We start from the raw sequence: 19,065 nt of genomic DNA on the forward strand, positions 1-19,065 counted from the left end.
CTATTCTAAACCTTCAAAACAAACGAACATGGACTTAACTTCAATTTTAATCAACACAGTAGCTGGTGCTGGCGGTGGCTGGCTGGGCAATATGCTTAAGAAAAACGGCCTGGGTATGATTGGTAACCTTATAGCAGGTGGAGCAGGAGGTAATGTGTTACCTATGATTACGACCGCCCTGGGACTTTTTGCAAACAGTGCAGGCGAAGGTGGTGGAATCAATATTATAAATATCATCATCGCCCTTTTAGGTGGATCAGCAGGTTCATTATTAGGTGGCCTATTTAAAAAAGCAGCTTAAAAACAAACACTTCTTTTAGCCACTTTGGGAAACCAAGGTGGCTTTTTTATTTAGAAGAAAAACCAACCGGATTATAAAATAATAAAATCAATATTTGCTTGAAGTTCATTACAACTCCAAATACTCCAACCAGTGTCTGGATTTACGATTTCCAAAATGTTCGATCTGATGACGACAACTGAATCCATTGGCAATAAGGTGTGTTTCCGGTTTGGATTTTTCTATGGCTGGGATTAAACTGGTTTTTACAATACGCTCTGATAAATCGTAGTGATTTTTCTCGTAACCAAAGGAACCGGCCATACCACAACAACCGGAATTGATTTCCGAAAATGCATGATTGTAAAATAACAAGTGCATAGATTTTGTTGTAAACATTGCTTTTTGATGACAATGTCCGTGAAACAAATAATCCCCTTCTTTAAATTTCAAATGGCTTAACATTTTATCTTCCCTGCTGATAAAATCTTCTATCAGGTAGATTCGTTCCGATGCATCGCGGGCCCATTCTGAGTCCATTAAATCCGGAATGTCATCTTTTAGTGCAGATGCACAGGATGGTTCACATACCAATACCGGAATTTTTTGATCCAACCAGGGTTTTAAATCATTAAACAACTGACTGCCTTTTGTCTTAGCTTGATCTAATAATCCATGAGAAATAGCCGGACGTTGACAACATTGTTTGTCGTAGACTATGACTTCATATCCAAATTGCTCTAATAATTTTTTTGCCGAAATGCCGATCCCGGGCTCATGGAACTTCATATAGGTATCTGCAAATAAAACTACTTTGTTGTATGGATTTGATGTTGTGGAAGTGGACCGCGCTTTAAAAGGTTTTAATGTATATTCAGGTAAAATGCGTCTCTGATCCAATCCTGAAATTTTTTGCAGCAGCTTTCTAAATGGTTTCAATTTCATCGTACCATTGACCATACCCGCCATTAAACCGCTATTCATGTTTCCAAAAAAATCCTGCCATGCAATCAAGCGATCCGATATAGAAAGACCCTTTTTGTTCAATTGAAAATGCAAGATTTCTGATTTCAATTTTGCCATGTCCACATTACTTGGGCATTCGGACTTACATGCTTTGCAGGACAAACATAAATCCAATGCTTCCTGCAATGCTGGACTGTCCATTCCGTAATCATCTAATTGTCCACTCATGGCTAATCGCAATACATTGGCTCGTCCACGTGTGCTGTCTTTTTCCTCCAGCGTTGCACGAAAACTTGGACACATGGTTCCGCCGGTATGCTTCCTGCATTCACCTACCCCATTGCATAAATGAACTGCATCTGCAAAACCACCTTCATTGCGATAATGAAACATGGATTGAAACGCTATGTCTTTGTAAGTTGTCCCATACCGCAAATTGGAATCAACGGCCGGTGCATCTACTATTTTTCCAGGATTCAATAAATTCATCGGATCGAAAACTGCTTTCACCGTTTGAAATGCTCGGTACAATTGATTGCCAAAAAATTCTTCGTTATATGGACTTCGCGCCAATCCATCTCCATGTTCTCCGCTCCACGAACCTTTGTATTTTTTTACCAATTGCAACACCTGCGACGAAATCTTTTTCATGCGCTCGATATCCTCCCCATCCCGTAAATCCAATAATGGTTTTACGTGGAGAAGTCCAACGCTTGCATGCGCATAGGCAAGGACAGGGGTTTGATTAAATTTACATACTTCAAAGACTTCCCGGATGTAATCTGAAAGATGTTCGAGCGGCACGGCTGCATCTTCAATAAATGCAATGGGTTTGCGATGTCCTTTTACACCCATCAATAAACCAAGACCTTTCTTCCGAACTGTAAACACTGCTTCGATTTCCTGCTTGTTAGAAATAACCGGCCAGGCATATCCTTTCTGTTGATTTTGCAAATGCTTTGCCAATGCATTAGCATGTTCGATGGCTTCTTCTTGTGTTTCACCATAAAATTCAACAACTAAAACACCCCCAGGATCTCCTTGTATAAAATGACAATAATGTTTGGTCTCTAAATTTTCGCGGCTGCGTTCAATCAACATGTGATCCAACAATTCAACAGCAGCAGGTTTGAATGCAACAATTTCTGATACATGTGCAATGGATTCAAAAAAATCTTCAAAATGAACTACACACAAACATTGATGTTTTGGAGTGGGCTCCAGATTTATTTTTGCAGCAAGAATTAAAGCAAGGGTGCATTCACTGCCAGTTATTAAATCACAGAGATTCCATTCATTATTTAAAAATTCATCGAGATTGTATCCTCCTACACGTCGCATGACTTTTGGAAAACGTGCTTCGATTTCCGGTCTGTTTTCCTGAATAAGCTTAAACAACTCACGATAAATATGGCCCTCTTCATCTTGCAATTCAAGTTTTTCCTCCAGTTCAGCAGTAGTTAAATTTTTACACTGAATGATATTACCATTTGCCAGGGCAATTTTTAATTCGATGACATGATCCAGTGTTTTTCCATAGCGTATGCTTCGTGTCCCGCTGCTATTGTTTGCAATCATCCCACCTACGGTTGCGCGTGAAGTAGTTGCAGGATCTGGTGCAAAGTGCAGTTGATATGCACTCAAATTCTGATTCAATACATCCCGCACAATTCCAGGTTCGACCCAGGCCCATCTTTCTTCCGGATTAAATTCCAGAATTGAATCCATGTATTTTGTAAAATCAATTACAATGGCTCTGGCAACTGTTTGGCCAACCAAACTGGTTCCACCACCGCGTGCCATAACCGGCACTTTATGCAAATTTGACCATCGTAAAATTGCAAGTACATCTGCTTCATTTTTTGGAAGCGCAACAGCCAAAGGTAGAATTTGGTAATTGCTGGCATCGGTGGCATAAATTCCTACATGCAGTGCATCGGTGTGTAATTCTCCTGCAAGTTGATTTTTAAGCTCCTGAAAGGGTAATTGGCTTGGGTGGTTCAATGGTTTATATAATTGGTACTGGAAATTCTTATTGTAACTATTCAATCAATGTTGAGCATGGTATTAAAGTACTGAAGGAACGATTATTAGAAAGCGTTCATTTCTACTAACAAAATTATTTATTTTATGCAATTTGTTCAAATATTCTAATTTTATAAAAAAATAGAAGCTATTGGAAACAGCGGAGCTCAAATTAAACAAACGAATTTATTCCATTGATTTATTGCGTGGAATCATTATGGTAATTATGGCCTTGGACCATACCCGGGATTTTATTCATTACGATGCATTCTTACATGATCCCCTAGATATTGAAACAACCAGTTTGGCATTTTATATGACGAGATGGGTCACGCATTTTTGTGCACCCATTTTTATTTTTCTTTCTGGTGTTTCGATCTATCTTCAAAGTTTTAGAAAATCAAAAATTGATCTCAGTAAATTTTTATTTAAACGAGGGCTCTGGTTGATTTTTGTTGAATTTATTATTATGGGATTCTTATGGAGTTTTAATTTCCAGTTTCCAATGTTTTTCTTACAAGTTATTTGGGCAATTGGAATCTCCATGGTATTTATGAGTCTTATAATCCATTTACCCTATATTTTAATATTAATTACAGGTTCGCTTATTGTTTGTTTGCACAATGTGTTGGATGGAATCAATTCAACACAGCAGGGTTTTTTCTGGGATGTTTTACACAATGGGCACTTTGCAGCGCATGCAATCAACCAAGATCACACCTTAGTGATTGTGTATCCGTTTTTACCGTGGTTGGGAGTTATGATGCTGGGCTATTGCCTGGGTAAATTATACGAGCAATCGACTTCAGCAGATTTTCGAAGAAAATTTTTATTAATAAAAGGGATCGGACTGATTTTGTTTTTTATTCTTCTTCGTTGGTCAAATTATTATGGTGATCCAATTCCCTGGAGTGCACAGAATGATTTTCTACATACGCTCTTATCTTTTTTCAATGTCAATAAATATCCACCTTCTTTATTGTTTTTATGCATTACACTCGGACCGGCATTGATTGTCCTCAGTTTAACCGATTCCATAAATGCTGCCATTGCATCATCGAATAAACTGGTCAAAATATTCAACATATACGGCAGTGTGCCTTTCTTCTATTACATTCTTCATTTTTATTTAATTCACCTCGTAGCAGGTGTTTTATATTTTACCCGAGGTCATGCCTGGTCTGAACCGGACATTATTCCCAATGGACCTCCCTTTGCATTCATGGTTTCCGGCGAAGGCTATTCTTTAGGTATCGTGTACCTGGTATGGATCCTGGTTGTAATCAGTTTATATCCTCTTTGCAAATGGTTTAGCGAGTACCGGAAACGGAATTCGTATTGGTGGCTGGGGTATGTTTAAGGGATTAATTACGAATTACGAATTATCAATTACGAATAAAATTCACAAATTCGTAATTGATAATTCGTAATTGGTATCTCGTAATTCGTAATTCGTAATTCGTAATTCGTAATTCGTAATTCGTAATTGATTTTATCTTGCAAAAGCAGTGGCCCGTTTTTCTCTGATTACGGTCACTTTTACTTGTCCGGGATATTGCATCTCGTCTTGAATTTTTTGTGAAATCATGAATGCGAGATCGTCTGCATATTGGTCGGTTACTTTTTCGCTTTCTACGATTACGCGCAATTCGCGTCCGGCTTGGAGGGCGTATGCTTTTTGGACGCCTTCATAGGTCATTGCTAATTCTTCCAATTCGTTAATCCGTTTGAGGTAGGATTCCAGAATTTCCCGACGGGCACCTGGGCGAGCACCTGAGATTGCATCGCAGGCTTGTACGATTGGAGAGATGATATTATTCATTTCAATCTCATCGTGGTGCGCACCTACTGCATTGATGATGATTGGATTTTCATTGTATTTTTCGCACAGCTTCATGCCAAATAAAGCATGTGACAATTCAGATTCTTCTTCAGCAACTTTTCCGATATCGTGTAAGAGTCCGGCCCGTTTTGCCAATTTAATTTGCTTCGGATTCAGACCCAATTCAGCTGCCATCACGGCACAGAGGTTTGCAGTTTCTGAAGAGTGTTTCAATAAATTCTGACCGTAAGACGAACGGAAACGCATGCGTCCAATCATTTTAACCAGGTAGGGATCCAATCCATGAATATCCAGATCGATGATGGTACGTTCTCCGATTTCTACAATTTGTTCGTCGAGTTGTTTCTTCACTTTTGCAACGACTTCTTCAATACGAGCCGGGTGAATTCTGCCATCTGCTACCAATCGTTTTAATGAAAGGCGTGCAATTTCACGTCGGATTGGATCAAAACTGGAAATAACAATAGCTTCCGGAGTATCGTCAACAACAATTTCTGCTCCGGTAGCGGCTTCCAGAGCACGGATATTCCGGCCTTCTCGTCCGATGATTTGTCCTTTGATGTCATCGCTGTCCAGATTAAATACTGAAACTGAATTTTCAATGGTGTATTCAGCACACATCCGTTGAATGGTTTGGATGACTATTTTCTTAGCTTCTTTATTGGCATTTGTTTTGGCTTGTTCGATGACTTCACGTTCAATAATCATCGCATCGTTGCTTGCTTTTGCTTTAACCGCTTGCAAGAGATGTTCCTTTGCCTCAGATTCATTCATGCGAGCAATCTGTTCCAATTCCTTGATGCGCTTTTCATTGGCAAATTCCAATTCTTCTTTTTTCTTGTTGACAATTTTTAACTGGAGATCAAGATTTTCACGCAACATTTTAACCTCACCTTCGCGATTTTCAATATCCTGGGTTTTGGCTTGAATATCCTTTTCAATTGCGACAGCCTTTAATTCACGCTCTTTGAGTTCGACGGACTGGGTTGTTTTATAACTTTCAAAATCAGCTTTCAGTCGGGCGAAATTGTCCCGTGACTCCTGAATTTTTTGTTGTTTGATGGTTTCATTTTTCTGTTCAGCTTTGGAGACGATTTTTTCAGCCTTCATTTCTGCTTCAGAAACCATGCGTTGAGCGGTTACCCGTGCTTTTTCAATTTCCAGATCACTGATCCGGTTAATTTCCTCTAATTTTCTTTGATTGGAACGTTTGAGAATGGCATGAACGATGAAATAACCGATGCCCATTCCGGCCATAAGGCCCCAATAATTGCTACAAGTACATCTTGCATTCTGATATGTTTTAAGCAGGTCTTGCCATCAGAATGTGGTGGTAGAAAAGCTTTGCGTCATGCAGCTAATGAATTGCCGATCCTGGCAACCAAGTTTCTGTTTCCCTTCAGGTGTTTTCAGATTTAGCGAATAATGACAAAACTCTATTTATTATGAATTTAATAAAACAACCTTTAACCAAGCACCACATATCCCCCGGACTAATTACAATTTCTTGTAAAACAGACCTTTATATATAAATAATGTTTACAATGTCAGATTTTACTCTCCATAGAAAGAAATCCAACGCTTGCAAATATAGAAAAATTATATGAAAAAATTGAAGATTTTGTTGGGAAAGGCCGACAATTAACCATACAAATAAGAGGTGGAATGGGATTTAACGAATAAAATGTTTAAATTTGTAGACAAGCACCCCCAAAGTTCTGAACTAATAAATTTGACAACAGCTCTACCAAAAATACATGTTGTTTAAAAAATGAAAACAATTCAAAACTGATTTTCCATTTCATTTTTCAGCCCACACTTAAAAAAAGCCAGATATTGAACCTGGCTTTTAAAATCAAAAAACTTGAAATATTTTAGACGGTTTTTCTAAAATCCTATCAATTTATATGTTTTCCGTTCTCCATTTACATAAATGGAAGCAAACAGCATTCCAGTAAATGGTAAATGCATTTCGGTAGAGACCTTCCCTTTTCCTTTTTGCATTACACCGCTGGAATATAAATTTTTTCCCTGAGCGTCTGAAATGACTATTTCTACTTTGGCAGATTGGTCTAAATTGAAGTCGATTTTACATTTTTGCTTAAATGGATTTGGGTAAATCTGCAGATCCAGATTTTCTAAAATGGTTGAATTAACTGCAACCGGATTTCCCAAATTTGATTTTCTCGAAATTACCAAAGTAGTACTTTTATTAAACCGCACTTCTTTTCCAGAAGCATCTTTTAATAATGCGGCATTTGCGGAAGAAGGTTCCTGAATTGAAATAAACATGTACTTATAATCTGGAGTAAAGGTCATGCCAGTAGGTTCTGATCCAATAGGTGTTTGTAAAAACAACTCAACTTTTGGATTGGTTTGGGTATGATCAGGTCTAACAACCCAAACAAAATTTGAACCCCCGTCTTGTAAAACCCATAAATTTCCTAAATCATCAAATGTAAGGTTATCATTGCCCTGACCCCAATCTTCTGCAACTACCAGGTCATTGGAATTCAGTCGGTATGCATTGTCTCCTACAAATGTTTCAAATCCACTTACAGTATTTCCTTCGTCAGTAAATCGATACACCCTACCAACTCCTTTTACCGAAAAATACACTTGATCATTCAAGGGATTTATTTCTACATCTTCTACCCCTGCAAATTGGGTAGCTCCATTTTGTTTCGCCCATTGTTTGACATCGTTACGTTCCTGAGTTGTTGTATTGGGAACTTCCAACCAAACTCCTTGTGAACTCGTCGGTTCTCCATTTTGAATGGTGCCATTTAATTTTAAAACATAAAGTTTGCCAGCAGATAAGTTGCCTTCCTGATCGGCAATAAATTTATATACATTTCCATCCGGTGCATCCTCACCTTGATATAATGTTTTTCGATCGTTTTTAACAACTGCATTTTCATGATCCATTCTTCCCAGTGCCCATAATTTTTCAGGACCTTTACCATAATTTTTTACAGCTCTCGTTTTTGGATCAATCTCGATACTCCAACCAATATCCAAATACCCATCAGAATTGGCATCTACGTTTAGGGTCGTTTCTTCACAGGTAATGATGGTATTCCAAGGGGTTACAGCACCTGAACAATTTTCTGATGTCATCACAACGGGTGAAAAATCTACAGGACCAGAAGAGTTGACTTCCCACAATTTCTTTGTTTGATTAAATTTCATATCCAAAATAGAAACTCCTCCTATGGTCTTTTCATGGTTGATAGACAAATAGCCTTCTGTACTACTTCCATTAATTGGAACATATCCTGTAAAATCAAAATTAGATGGAATGTTGCCTTGAGTTCCTATGTATGCATCATCAGTTGCAATAATATACTGGAATGCATGACTGTCCGGTAATTCAATCGATTCATCTTGTGATCTTGGTAAGAGGGATGTAAAACAAGCAATGTGTTGATCGTTTCCATTGGTACAACCCAATCTTGATGGATTTGTATCAAATTTTTTATTCTTGATTTCTAAATCAAAAGATAAGTCTGAACTAAATCCCTCCCATTGATGCACTTCAACAGCGATTGTGTTGGTTCCATTCACAAAAAGCGTCTTCGGTACATCAAACAAATAAAAATAGCGCTCTTCATGTCCTAGAATACGTTTAACCGCTTTCGTGGAAGGTCGTATTGTTGTATCAGGCAAATTAATTCGAAATGCCTCTGCACCATTTACATAAACTACTGCACCATCATCGGTATTAATACTGAATTCAATTTGATTGCTCAAGGAATCCAGGTTTAGGATTGATATGTATTTACGAAAATAGTTGCTTATGGTTTTATTGTTTGCATCCGGTCCAAATTTTAATTTGGTAACTATAAATGGATCGCCATAACCTAGTGGTGCGGGTCCAGATTCCCAAGCATCGTCTTTGTAATTGATCGCAGCCCAATCAGCGGGAGGCGGTGTGGTCTGATCCCAATAATACCAATCTGACTTACGCTTTAATGGAAAATCGGTGACTGGCAATCTCGGTTTTACAGATTGAAAAAACTCAATGTTTAATTTTGGAGCATCAGATGGAGATCCATCATAGGATTCAGCTTCCCGTAAACCAGTCCCTTTAATAAATAAGGAAAGCGCATTTCCGCTGGTCCAATTATCTTGAGCTAGAATTTTATTAATGAGAGTTGAAATATTTACACTTTGTTGATCCAATGATTTTTCACCAATGGTAGTCCAGCTGCCCGCTGAAATATCCCATACAATCGAGTCAGAAAATACGGAGCGCTTTGTTAAATTAAAAGGATCATTTGGATTAAATGCCAAGCTGTTTTCTGATTTTTCAGCCCAGATGGTAAGCTTACAAGGATCTGTATTTTTATTGGTATTATCTACTGTAAATTGTAAATATGCATTTGTTACAAAAGTACCTTTCGTCAGGTTAATATTTGCAAATCGCATCCCTACATATTGTGGATCCACATTCCCTGCTGTTTCCATACCTAACTCCAAATCAGAACTTCCTATATCCATATTCCCAGGTACTTTCGTTTGATTGGGTCCTGGCAAATACTCTTCGATATCGTCTTCAGGAGTTAAAACGCTGAAGCTCGACTTTGCAACCGGAATGTAATCAATAATTAATTGAGCTGCATCCGCAGGAGAACCATCATAGGATTCCGCTTCCCTTAATCCAACCCCTTTAATAAAAAATGAGATTGCATTTCCTGATGTCCAATTGTTTTGATTCACTATTTGCTGAACTAACTTTGAAATGTCAGTACTTCTTTGGTCTGCTCCTTTTTGTCCAATTACAGTCCAACTGCCATTTGGAATTTCCCATATTATAGAATCATTCAAAACAGCTCGTTTTGTTAAATTAAAAGGATCATTTGCATTGTATGCCTGTGCATTGCTTGTGTTTTCCACCAAAATAGTGAGTTTGCTAGGATCTGTATTTTTATTCGTGTTGTCAACTGTAAATTGCAGATAGGCTGATTTAATTACAGATGATTTTGGAATATCGAGGGCTGCAAAACGGAGGCCAATATATTGAGGATCTAAATTTCCTGCAGTCTCCATACCCAACTCTAAATCCGAACTTCCAATATCCATATTTCCTGGTACTTTCGTTTGATTGGGTCCAGGTAAATACTCTTCGATATCATCTTCAGGTGAAGAAATTTTGGTTGTAAGATTTAATACCGGAGTAAACTCGATCACTAAAAGCGGTGCATCTGCTGGGGAACCATCATAAGATTCAGCTTCTCTTAATCCCGAACCTTTAATAAACAGTGCCAAAGAATTTCCTGGAATCCAATCTTGCTGATTAACTATTTGCTGTATCAGACTACTGATATTCGTACTCCGTTGATCCAATGACTTTTCACCGATTACTGTCCAACTACCAGGCGCAATATTCCATACAATGGAATCTTTAATAAAACTTCTGCTTGACAGATTAAATGCCTGGCTGGTATTAAATGCAACTGCATTTGAACTTAATTCTGCATAAATAAACAAATTACAGGGATCCGTATTTTTATTGTTGTTGTCAACGGTAAACTGAAGATATGCATTGGTAATCAAAGCACCTTTTGGAATTGCAATTGAATTAAACCGCATGCCAATGAGTTGTGGATCAATATTATCTTTTGTCTCCATACCCAATTCAAGATCAGAGCTCCCAATATCCATACTTCCTAGTACTTTTGTTTGATTCGCTCCAGGAATGTACTCTTCAATATCATCATCCGGTTGATTGACACGAATTGAAATCGTTTGTTGAGCGCTTATAAATTGAAATGTTAGTAGAATAAAAAACAATCCAAGTAATGTTGATTTCATAAAATAATTTTTCTCAAAATTAGAATCGCTTGTACTTATCAGGTAAATATTCAAGATTAAGACTATATTATTAAAATGTGTGGAAAATGTATTATTACTGTTTGTATATTACATAGTTAAAATTAATACAAATGAATTAATCACATCAATTATTATAAAATAAAAATCTTTTGTTTGTTTACATAGTTATAAACTACAATTTCAAAAATCTTAATAACCATTAATTGTAACACAAATCATACTTTTTTTAACATAGCACTAATTAATTTCTAATTAATACTAAACTTACATTTTGCATTAACTTTATAAACCAATAATAGCTGCATAATTATTACGCCGATAAGCTAAATTAATTTTGTTCGACTAAATTGTATGATCAAAATTGAATCACTCCAAGAATTAAAAAACACCTACTGCTATTTATTAATGAGCATTGCAACGCTGCTGCTTGCAATGCTATGTTATTACCCGAAAACTGAAAGCTTTCAATTACTCAATTTCTTTCATTGCAAAGGTTTAGATCAATTCTTTATACATATTACCTGGCTGGGAGATGGGATTTTTATTCTACTCATATTAATAATTTTAACTTCAGAAAAGAAATATTTACTCTCTCTAAAAATATTAAGTGCTTATGTAATCTCCGGGTTATTCGTTCAAATAATAAAAAATATAATTGATATTCCAAGACCGGCAAGTTATTTTAATGGAACCAATATCCTTAAATTAGTAGATGGAATAACTTATCATCATCATTCCAGTTTTCCCTCTGGCCATACAACTACTGCATTTGCTGTCAGTATTATTTTTGCATTTAATGCTGCACATAAACTCACCTCGGTCCTTTTATTTATTTTAGCATTCCTGGTTGGTTACTCCAGAATTTATCTTGGACAACATTTTCCTGAAGATGTTCTTGCCGGAATGATTATCGGTTCTTTCATTGGAATACAAATACATTTTACAATACCTAAAATGGTGAGACTGAATCTAAAATCTAAACAAAGGGAATTATCCTTCCAATAAGTTCTTAGCTAATTTAAAAGCTCAACCTACATTTTTAGATATGAATGAAATTCAATAAAAGCAAAATACCTGAAATTTATTATAGTTGCATTATGTGATTTTTTGTCACTAAAAATTAAAATCCTTGCTTTGCCACAATTAGGATACAAAATCTGAATACTAACAAATGGTATTAAAATATAAGCAAAATTCCTTAGAATTGAGAGTACTCTTGCTGTTTGCAATTGCAGCAGCTTTGCTGTTTTCTGGACTGAATGCAAATCCGATTTACATTAAAGATGAAGCAAAGAATGCACAATGTGCGCGTGAAATGTACAAACGCAATGATTTGCTAATACCAACATTTAATGGCAGGTTACGGTCAGACAAGCCTCCTTTTCCATATTTTGCAATGTATGCGTCTTACAAGCTCTTTGGAGTAAACCCATTTGCATCGAGATTTTTTTCCGCTATTTGCGGAATGCTTACATTGTTCTTTGTATATCATATTTCTAAAAAATATTTAAACAAAGAAACTGCATTCATTAGTGTTTGCTTACTTCTTAGTTCGTTTCATTTTTTATTTGAATTTAGAATGGCTGTTCCCGATCCCTACTTAATTTTTTTTATGACATCCACCATATTGAGTTACTTTCTATATACTCAAAAAAATAGATGGATCTACTTACTGATTTGTGCCGTTACTGCAGCAGCAGGATTTTTATCAAAGGGTCCCATTGCTTTAATTCTACCATTAATTGCTTTATTTGTCTGGTCACATTGGGATCAAAAAATGCAATTATTTTTTTCAATTAAATCGACCCTTTTAGTCCTATTCACATTTGTATTAATAGTGCCTTGGTTTCTAAAAATTCATTGGGAAACGAATGGACTTTATACACATGATTTTTTTATAACCAATAATGTGAATCGCTTTACGGACCCTATGGAAGGTCATAGTGGAAATGCCTTCATCATCATACTTTTTGTTTTAGTTGGAATGCTTCCTGCCACTCTATTTATTGAATATCCCATACGGAATCTTATTAAACATTCTACACCATCCCTAATCAAGCTTTCAGTTAGCTGTGTGCTTGTAATTATCGGTTTCTTTTGTTTTTCCAATACAAAGCTGCCAAATTATCCCATGCCGGCGTATCCATTTATTGCAATCATTACAGCATATGGGATACAGCAGGCTCAGGCAGTATTGCTTAAAAAATATATATGGATAGTATTTGCTATGATTTCCTTCATAATCCCTGTTTCTGTATTTTTTCTTTTAGGAAACATACCAGAAACAAAGGATTTAAAATATTGTGCATGCTTGCTGTTGATATTACCAATTAGCATATTTGCATTACTTTTTACAAAAAACAAATTGAGTCTCAATATGATACTATATTGTTTATTTTCATGCTTCTTCTTATTCAATTTCACTTTTTACAATGTAGTTTATCCCAAAATACTCGTTCGAAATCCTGTTATCATAACCAGCTCCCAATGGAATCCTAAGGAGCAATTATACGCTTACCAAATGTATAATCCCGGTTTTAATTATTATTTAGATAAACCGGTCTTCATATTGAAGGATTCAATTTCCCTGTTCAACACTTTAACAGAAGATCCATCACGAAAAGTAATCTCAAGGTTGAAACTATATGAAAATTTGGATACAAGTAAACTGCTGTTATTGGCGAGCTATCCTGATTTATTTGAATCGCCAACCACAGTGATTTTTAAATTGAAACCCAAGGATTGGCCAAACTAGATTTCTAATTTAATTGTGTTTACCTTTTTTATAAAAATTCTCAATTCCACTTGATCATCAGCTTAAAATGAGAACGATTAGACACTTTCAGCTCCTTGCTATAATTCATTGACATTTCTGAATAAAAATAAAAACTTGCAATTAAAAAATATGTATTATTTTCGATTGATTTTCAACTTCATTAAATCTTAAATATGAATACTTTCAAACTCCTGTTTCCTATTGCAATGGTGTTAATTGGTTTTTCCTGCGACAAAGAGGATACCAATCCAAATGGTACCAATGAATGCGATGCTGAGATTTTAGCTGATTGTTATGCGCACAATTGGAAGGAATTTTTAAGTTTGGATATGACTGTAGATGGCGCTCATTATAAAACCCAATATACCGTATCAGGCACCATAAGTATCTTCTCTTATAAAGCTACATTAAATACGATTTGTGATCTCTCAAAATTTATCGTTGATCTTAGCTCAAGTCTGGATCCGAATTTGACTAACTTTGACTATCTGGGTGAGGTCTATATTGAAGCTGAAGATTTTAAATTAAATTTCACCAATTTGGATGGGATTATTTCTTCACATTTTTCAGAAGAATTAAAACGTCCCAACATTAAAAAAATTGAAATTTACAATACCCTGCTTCGCTTAAATAATCAAAGTGGTTTGAGTGATGAAGAATGGTATAATCAAAATGTCAACTATCATGGAATGACCTTGCGGTATCGGAATAAGAAATAAGGAAACTGCATTAAAAGCTAAGAAGCTAAAAAGCTATTAAGCTATCAAGCTAAAAAGCTATTAAGCTAAAAAGTTAAAAAGCTTACAAGCTTAACAGTTTAACAAAAGAAGCATTGTTCCTCCTATCAACTAACAACCATCAACTATCAACTAATTTATTTCATGCAGAGACGCAGTGACGTTGAAACTCAAGGATGTCGGTATGATGGCAAGAATAGCCATCATTCGAAGATTTGTTGACCCATAAGGATGCCGACGATCCAAACGAATCGATTTCTATCTATTTAAAACATGGCTTTGTTTGGATGTCGGCATGCTGACAAGCTTTGCTTCGTCAGCATCCCGACGATCCAAGTGTCTCTTTCTTTCAAACTAAATTATTTCTTTGGATGTCGGGATGATGGCAAGAATTGCCATCATTCGAAGATGAGTTGACCCATAAGGATTCGAACCTTAACTGAATGAACCAAAATCACTAGTGCTACCGTTACACCATGGGTCAATTTCTAAACGGAGGGCAAAAATAAGCAGTTTTATTAAATTGGAAAGCCCTTTATTGGCTTTTTAAATGATAAATATCTTTTAATTCCCTTCCGCACTCATTGTAATCCATTCCAAAACCGACTACAAACTCAGGTCCAATCTCAAATCCGATGAAATTTAGAGGGATTGGATGCTTCAATTGAAGGGGTTTGTACAATAATGTAGCGATCGCCAGCTGTTCCAAATTTTGAGCCAATAGCACTTCAGAGAGCTGCTTTAAGGTATTTCCAGTATCAACAATATCTTCTAATATAAGCAAATTTTTGCCTCTAAACTGGTTTAATAATTGCCTGTCAAACTGAATTGCTCCAACTGAATGCATGCCTTGATACGACTTAACTTGCTGATAATGTGCATTGTAGTTAAATTCAAACCGTGGCATAATGGCATCGGCAAACATTTTAGCTCCGTCCAATAACACAAGAATTTCAAGTTGCTGTCCGGAATAGGCTTTGTTGATTTGTTGAGCTAACTCTTCAATTTTGTCAAGGATGCTGGAGTTGGGTATAAAGAGTTGAAATGTTTTATCAACTAATTGAATTTCAATCACCCAGTCCGTATTTATCCATCAAATAAACCAAACTGGCCATGGCAGCTGAACCTAAAGCCAATTCACGGGGATGTACTGCTTCGATTCGATCAATTTCTGTATGGTGGTAATCAAAATAGCGCTGAGAGTCCGGTTTTAAGCCAAGTAACAATCCTTTTTGACTTTTTAATTGGCCAACATCGGCTCCGGAACCACCTCTTTGAAGTTTGAGTTCGAATATTGACAATAGATCCTTCCACTTCATTAAGGTTTTTTCATATTTAACCATGACAGCAGAATCTGCATCATAACTAAATCCATGCGGCGTAAATCCGCCAGCATCAGACTCAATTGCTGCTAAATGAAACTCTTTGTTTTCGTTTGAAACTTGTGCATAGGTTCGCGCTCCAGCCAAGCCATTTTCTTCATTCTGAAATAATACACAGCGTATAGTTCGTTTGGGTTGGTATCCTAATTTTCTAAATAAATGAAGCACTTCCATCGAATGAACACAGCCGGCTCCGTCATCATGGGCTCCACCTCCGACATCCCAGGAATCCAAATGACCTCCAACTACAATAATTTCCTCTGGTTTTACACTCCCTTTAATTTCACCAATCACACTGTAGCTCTGTTTTGGGCCTCTTTGCTCACAATTCGTTTTGATATAAATTTGAGTTGGACTTACAGCCAGCCATTGACTCAATAAATCTGCATCTCTCGTTGAAATAGCTAATGAAGGAATCGCCTCCACGCCTTCATCAAAAATACTGGTTCCCGTATGAGGAACGTCATCTCTGCGACCGGTCATGGATCGAACCAAACACGCTTTTGCACCAAATTTAGCAACCGCATTGGGTCCGAATACCCGTTGATCTACACAGGAACCATAACTGGTAAATGTATGAAAATCGGCATCGTGAAATGCGCGGTTGAAAAACACTATTTTACCTTTTAGAGCCTCTCCTAATTTTTTTACTTCTTCAATGGTTTTTACCTCAACGACATCTCCCGATATCCCAACTTCAGGCGTTCCTGCAGAATTACCCAAAGCCAAAGCATGTATTTTTTTGGTTCCCACCAAAGGGTGATTAATAACTTCTACGACTTCCGGCGCGCCCCGGTACCAATAATTAATAGTACAAGGCTGCTTCCAAACTTTAGTACAACCGATGCTGTCTAAAATTTGATTTGTAAATTCAATGGCTGCCATATTTTGAGGTGATCCTGCAATCCGGTGTCCAATCGTTTCCGATAAATAATACAACCATTTATAAGCTATCTGCTCCTCAAGTGCCTGATTATAAATTTTTTTGATGAATAAAGAATCTTCTCTATTATTTTGCGCTTTAACAGTCAAGCAAATCACAGAATTAAAAATGAACACTAAACAAACAGCACTTTTAAAATTAAACCGAAGCATGGTTTCTTTGTTTTTTAATTAATGGAGAGGTTTACAAATTGCTAAATTGTTCCAAAATTACAAGAATCCGTTTACATTCATTCATTTAGTCATCAAATCGAATCAAAATCTTATGAAATTCAATGCACCTATTTTAGTTAGGATCTTTATGCTCGTTTTTTCAAGTCTAATGACCTCCTATGCCCAAATTGGCGAACAAAATGCCGAACAGGAAAAAAAGCGAATGGAAAAAATGCAAGAATCCATGAAAATGGAAGTTGCAGATGGTTGGAATCAAAAAGCTGGTATTGGATTGGACCTGGGTCAATTACTCAACATCAACCCATACGTAGGATCTGGTTCGAACAGATTGGGATTGGGTGGTGCTGTGAACTATAAATTTCAATATAAAAAATCAAAATTCAGTTGGTCGAATGACCTGCTGTTTAGCTTATCGACCCAACGCATCGGATCGGGAACCATTGCTGCAGGTTCTGATGATAAATTGCCCTTTGAAAAAGCACTGGATCTTTTAACATTCAATAGCAATTTTGCCTATCAAGTCCGTGAGGCTTCACCCTGGGCCTATTCTTTTGATCTAGGCTTGCGTACCCAGGTACTTTCTTCACATCAAGACTCTGCAAGCAGTAAAATTTATTTAAAAGAATTGCATGTGAATCCATACAACACGAATTTAGTTTCCAAGTTATTTTCTCCTGCCTTAATAACTCTGGCACCCGGTGTAAAATACACGCATGGAAAAAAATATTATGCTTTTCTTTCTCCTGTTGCCGGACAAATTCTATTAGTCAGTGATCAAAACATTGCCAATCTTGGTATTCATGGAACCAAATTGAAGGAAGGCAGTACCAATGAATATGAAACATCCAAATTTGCTTTGGGTGCCTTGGCTAAAGGTGGATACAGCAATACCTATTTTGAAAAATTAAATTTCAACACAGAGCTTTCTTTATTTTCAGATTATTTGGATAAACCACAAAACATCGATGTGGTCTGGACTAATAGCCTCGGCATTGAATTATTCAAAGGACTCAACCTAAGCCTACGCGGAGACCTCTATTACGACGATGACAAACGAAACAACATCAGCGATTCCAACGCAGTCGGCGGCTTCAAAGGCGTTGGAAAACGGGTAAATTTTATTGAACAACTGTTGATTGGATATACGAGAAATTTTTAAAGTAAGTAGCTGTTTAGCTGTTAAGCTGTTTAGCTTGTTAGCTTATTAGCTTGTTAACTTATTAGCTTGATAGCTTATTAGCTTGATAGCTTATTAGCTTGATAGCTTGATAGCTTATTAGCTTATTAGCTTCTTAGCTTCTTAGCTCAATTTACATTCTTTCAAGTTCAAAAGCTGCTTCTGCATTCTTCATTTGAATTTTGTTATAAAACTTAAACAAATCTTTATTAAGGCGCCGCAACCAATTTCTTACATTTTTTTGAATGTGGTCGGATGATGCTATCCGGGTTAAATTTGATTTGAAATTATTTTCATTGATGAATGGAAACCCATGCTCCAATAATACCCCATCCGAAGTTTGAAACATCCAAACTTCGGATCCACCATTTGGGCTGGTGGTTTTAATCAAAATAAATAAACTGTCCGGATTGATTTTTTGCTGACTTTCCAGAATCAATGAATCATTCAGAAAATAATTTCCCTGAAAACGATTTTTTTTCAAATCCGCTAAATCTTTGTCATAACAAAAGACATACGGATTAAATCGATAATAGTTTTTAAAGGCTTTAATAAATGCTTTATTAAACTGATCCCGGCCTAATTTTATTTCTGAAATGGTTTCGGCTATTTTTTGTTTACATTTGGCATTGCAATCGGACGCGTTTGCTGCTTTTTCATAGTGGAGTAGCTTGTTTTGATTGGATTCCAGACAAACCAAAAGTGTTGAATTTTTTAACTGCAGGATGCTGGAACCATCCCTGTGTATCATCCCTTTGTCCTGTGCACATATCGATACCAATCCTAATATGTTAATTAAATAATAAAAGCCCCATTTCATATAATCAGTTTCTCTGTTTTTTACGTTTTTAGCAATGCTTTTGCATTCTATACTATTAAGAACGCAAAAATCAACAATTCATAGTCTTTAATTTTATATTTTTTA

At 36.4% G+C, this 19,065-nt stretch carries 12 protein-coding genes and 1 tRNA gene; 6 read left to right on the top strand and 7 right to left on the bottom strand.

All coding sequences use genetic code 11. The annotated features are described in order from the left end of the window. The first annotated feature begins 28 nt into the window (after window positions 1-28). Window positions 29-301 (top strand): hypothetical protein, encoded by a 273-nt coding sequence (locus tag IPJ80_02850; protein MBK7912421.1) that lies wholly within the window; start codon window positions 29-31, stop codon window positions 299-301. A 108-nt stretch (window positions 302-409) separates the two neighbouring features. On the opposite strand, the gene IPJ80_02855 is transcribed toward IPJ80_02850, so the two are convergent. Continuing rightward, window positions 410-3,250, bottom strand: a complete 2,841-nt coding sequence (locus IPJ80_02855) for an FAD-binding protein (GenBank protein ID MBK7912422.1) — start codon at window positions 3,248-3,250, stop codon at window positions 410-412. Between the two features lie 172 nt (window positions 3,251-3,422). On the opposite strand from IPJ80_02855, the gene IPJ80_02860 reads away from it, so the two are divergent. Next, the gene (locus IPJ80_02860) at window positions 3,423-4,631 is read left to right on the top strand and encodes a DUF1624 domain-containing protein (GenBank protein ID MBK7912423.1); all 1,209 of its coding nucleotides are present in this window, start codon (window positions 3,423-3,425) and stop codon (window positions 4,629-4,631) included. Window positions 4,632-4,763: 132 nt separating this feature from the next. On the opposite strand, the gene rny is transcribed toward IPJ80_02860, so the two are convergent. Then, window positions 4,764-6,371: a ribonuclease Y gene (gene rny, locus IPJ80_02865; protein ID MBK7912424.1), complete on the bottom strand. Its 1,608-nt coding sequence runs from the start codon at window positions 6,369-6,371 to the stop codon at window positions 4,764-4,766. A 630-nt stretch (window positions 6,372-7,001) separates the two neighbouring features. Then, window positions 7,002-10,931: a DUF839 domain-containing protein gene (locus IPJ80_02870; protein MBK7912425.1), complete on the bottom strand. Its 3,930-nt coding sequence runs from the start codon at window positions 10,929-10,931 to the stop codon at window positions 7,002-7,004. Window positions 10,932-11,303: 372 nt separating this feature from the next. On the opposite strand from IPJ80_02870, the gene IPJ80_02875 reads away from it, so the two are divergent. The 3 genes from IPJ80_02875 (at window position 11,304) to IPJ80_02885 (ending at window position 14,447) form a co-directional block, all read left to right on the top strand. Beyond that, on the top strand, window positions 11,304-11,957 hold the full coding sequence (locus IPJ80_02875) for a phosphatase PAP2 family protein (protein MBK7912426.1): 654 nt from the start codon (window positions 11,304-11,306) through the stop codon (window positions 11,955-11,957). Window positions 11,958-12,156: 199 nt separating this feature from the next. Beyond that, complete coding sequence (locus IPJ80_02880) at window positions 12,157-13,707, top strand: glycosyltransferase family 39 protein (GenBank protein MBK7912427.1); 1,551 nt, start codon at window positions 12,157-12,159, stop codon at window positions 13,705-13,707. A gap of 194 nt (window positions 13,708-13,901) precedes the next feature. Continuing rightward, on the top strand, window positions 13,902-14,447 hold the full coding sequence (locus IPJ80_02885) for a hypothetical protein (protein ID MBK7912428.1): 546 nt from the start codon (window positions 13,902-13,904) through the stop codon (window positions 14,445-14,447). Between the two features lie 431 nt (window positions 14,448-14,878). On the opposite strand, the gene IPJ80_02890 is transcribed toward IPJ80_02885, so the two are convergent. The 3 genes from IPJ80_02890 to IPJ80_02900 form a co-directional block, all read right to left on the bottom strand. Continuing rightward, window positions 14,879-14,949 (bottom strand) — tRNA-Gln (locus IPJ80_02890). 51 nt (window positions 14,950-15,000) lie between these two features. Continuing rightward, entirely contained in the window at window positions 15,001-15,540 is a 540-nt protein-coding gene (locus IPJ80_02895; GenBank protein ID MBK7912429.1) for a hypoxanthine phosphoribosyltransferase, read from the bottom strand. After that, on the bottom strand, window positions 15,533-16,942 hold the full coding sequence (locus IPJ80_02900) for a M28 family peptidase (protein ID MBK7912430.1): 1,410 nt from the start codon (window positions 16,940-16,942) through the stop codon (window positions 15,533-15,535). Before IPJ80_02900 ends, IPJ80_02895 begins: the two co-directional genes overlap by 8 nt. A 169-nt stretch (window positions 16,943-17,111) precedes the next feature. On the opposite strand from IPJ80_02900, the gene IPJ80_02905 reads away from it, so the two are divergent. Beyond that, window positions 17,112-18,122 (top strand): DUF3078 domain-containing protein, encoded by a 1,011-nt coding sequence (locus IPJ80_02905; protein MBK7912431.1) that lies wholly within the window; start codon window positions 17,112-17,114, stop codon window positions 18,120-18,122. Window positions 18,123-18,273: 151 nt separating this feature from the next. Here IPJ80_02905 and IPJ80_02910 read toward each other — a convergent pair whose 3' ends face one another. Then, window positions 18,274-18,960 carry a hypothetical protein gene (locus tag IPJ80_02910; GenBank protein MBK7912432.1) on the bottom strand — a complete coding sequence of 229 codons (687 nt, stop codon included), beginning with the start codon at window positions 18,958-18,960 and terminating at the stop codon, window positions 18,274-18,276. Between the last annotated feature and the right edge of the window lie 105 nt (window positions 18,961-19,065).

The organism is Saprospiraceae bacterium (assembly GCA_016714025.1).
GTDB lineage: Bacteria > Bacteroidota > Bacteroidia > Chitinophagales > Saprospiraceae > Vicinibacter.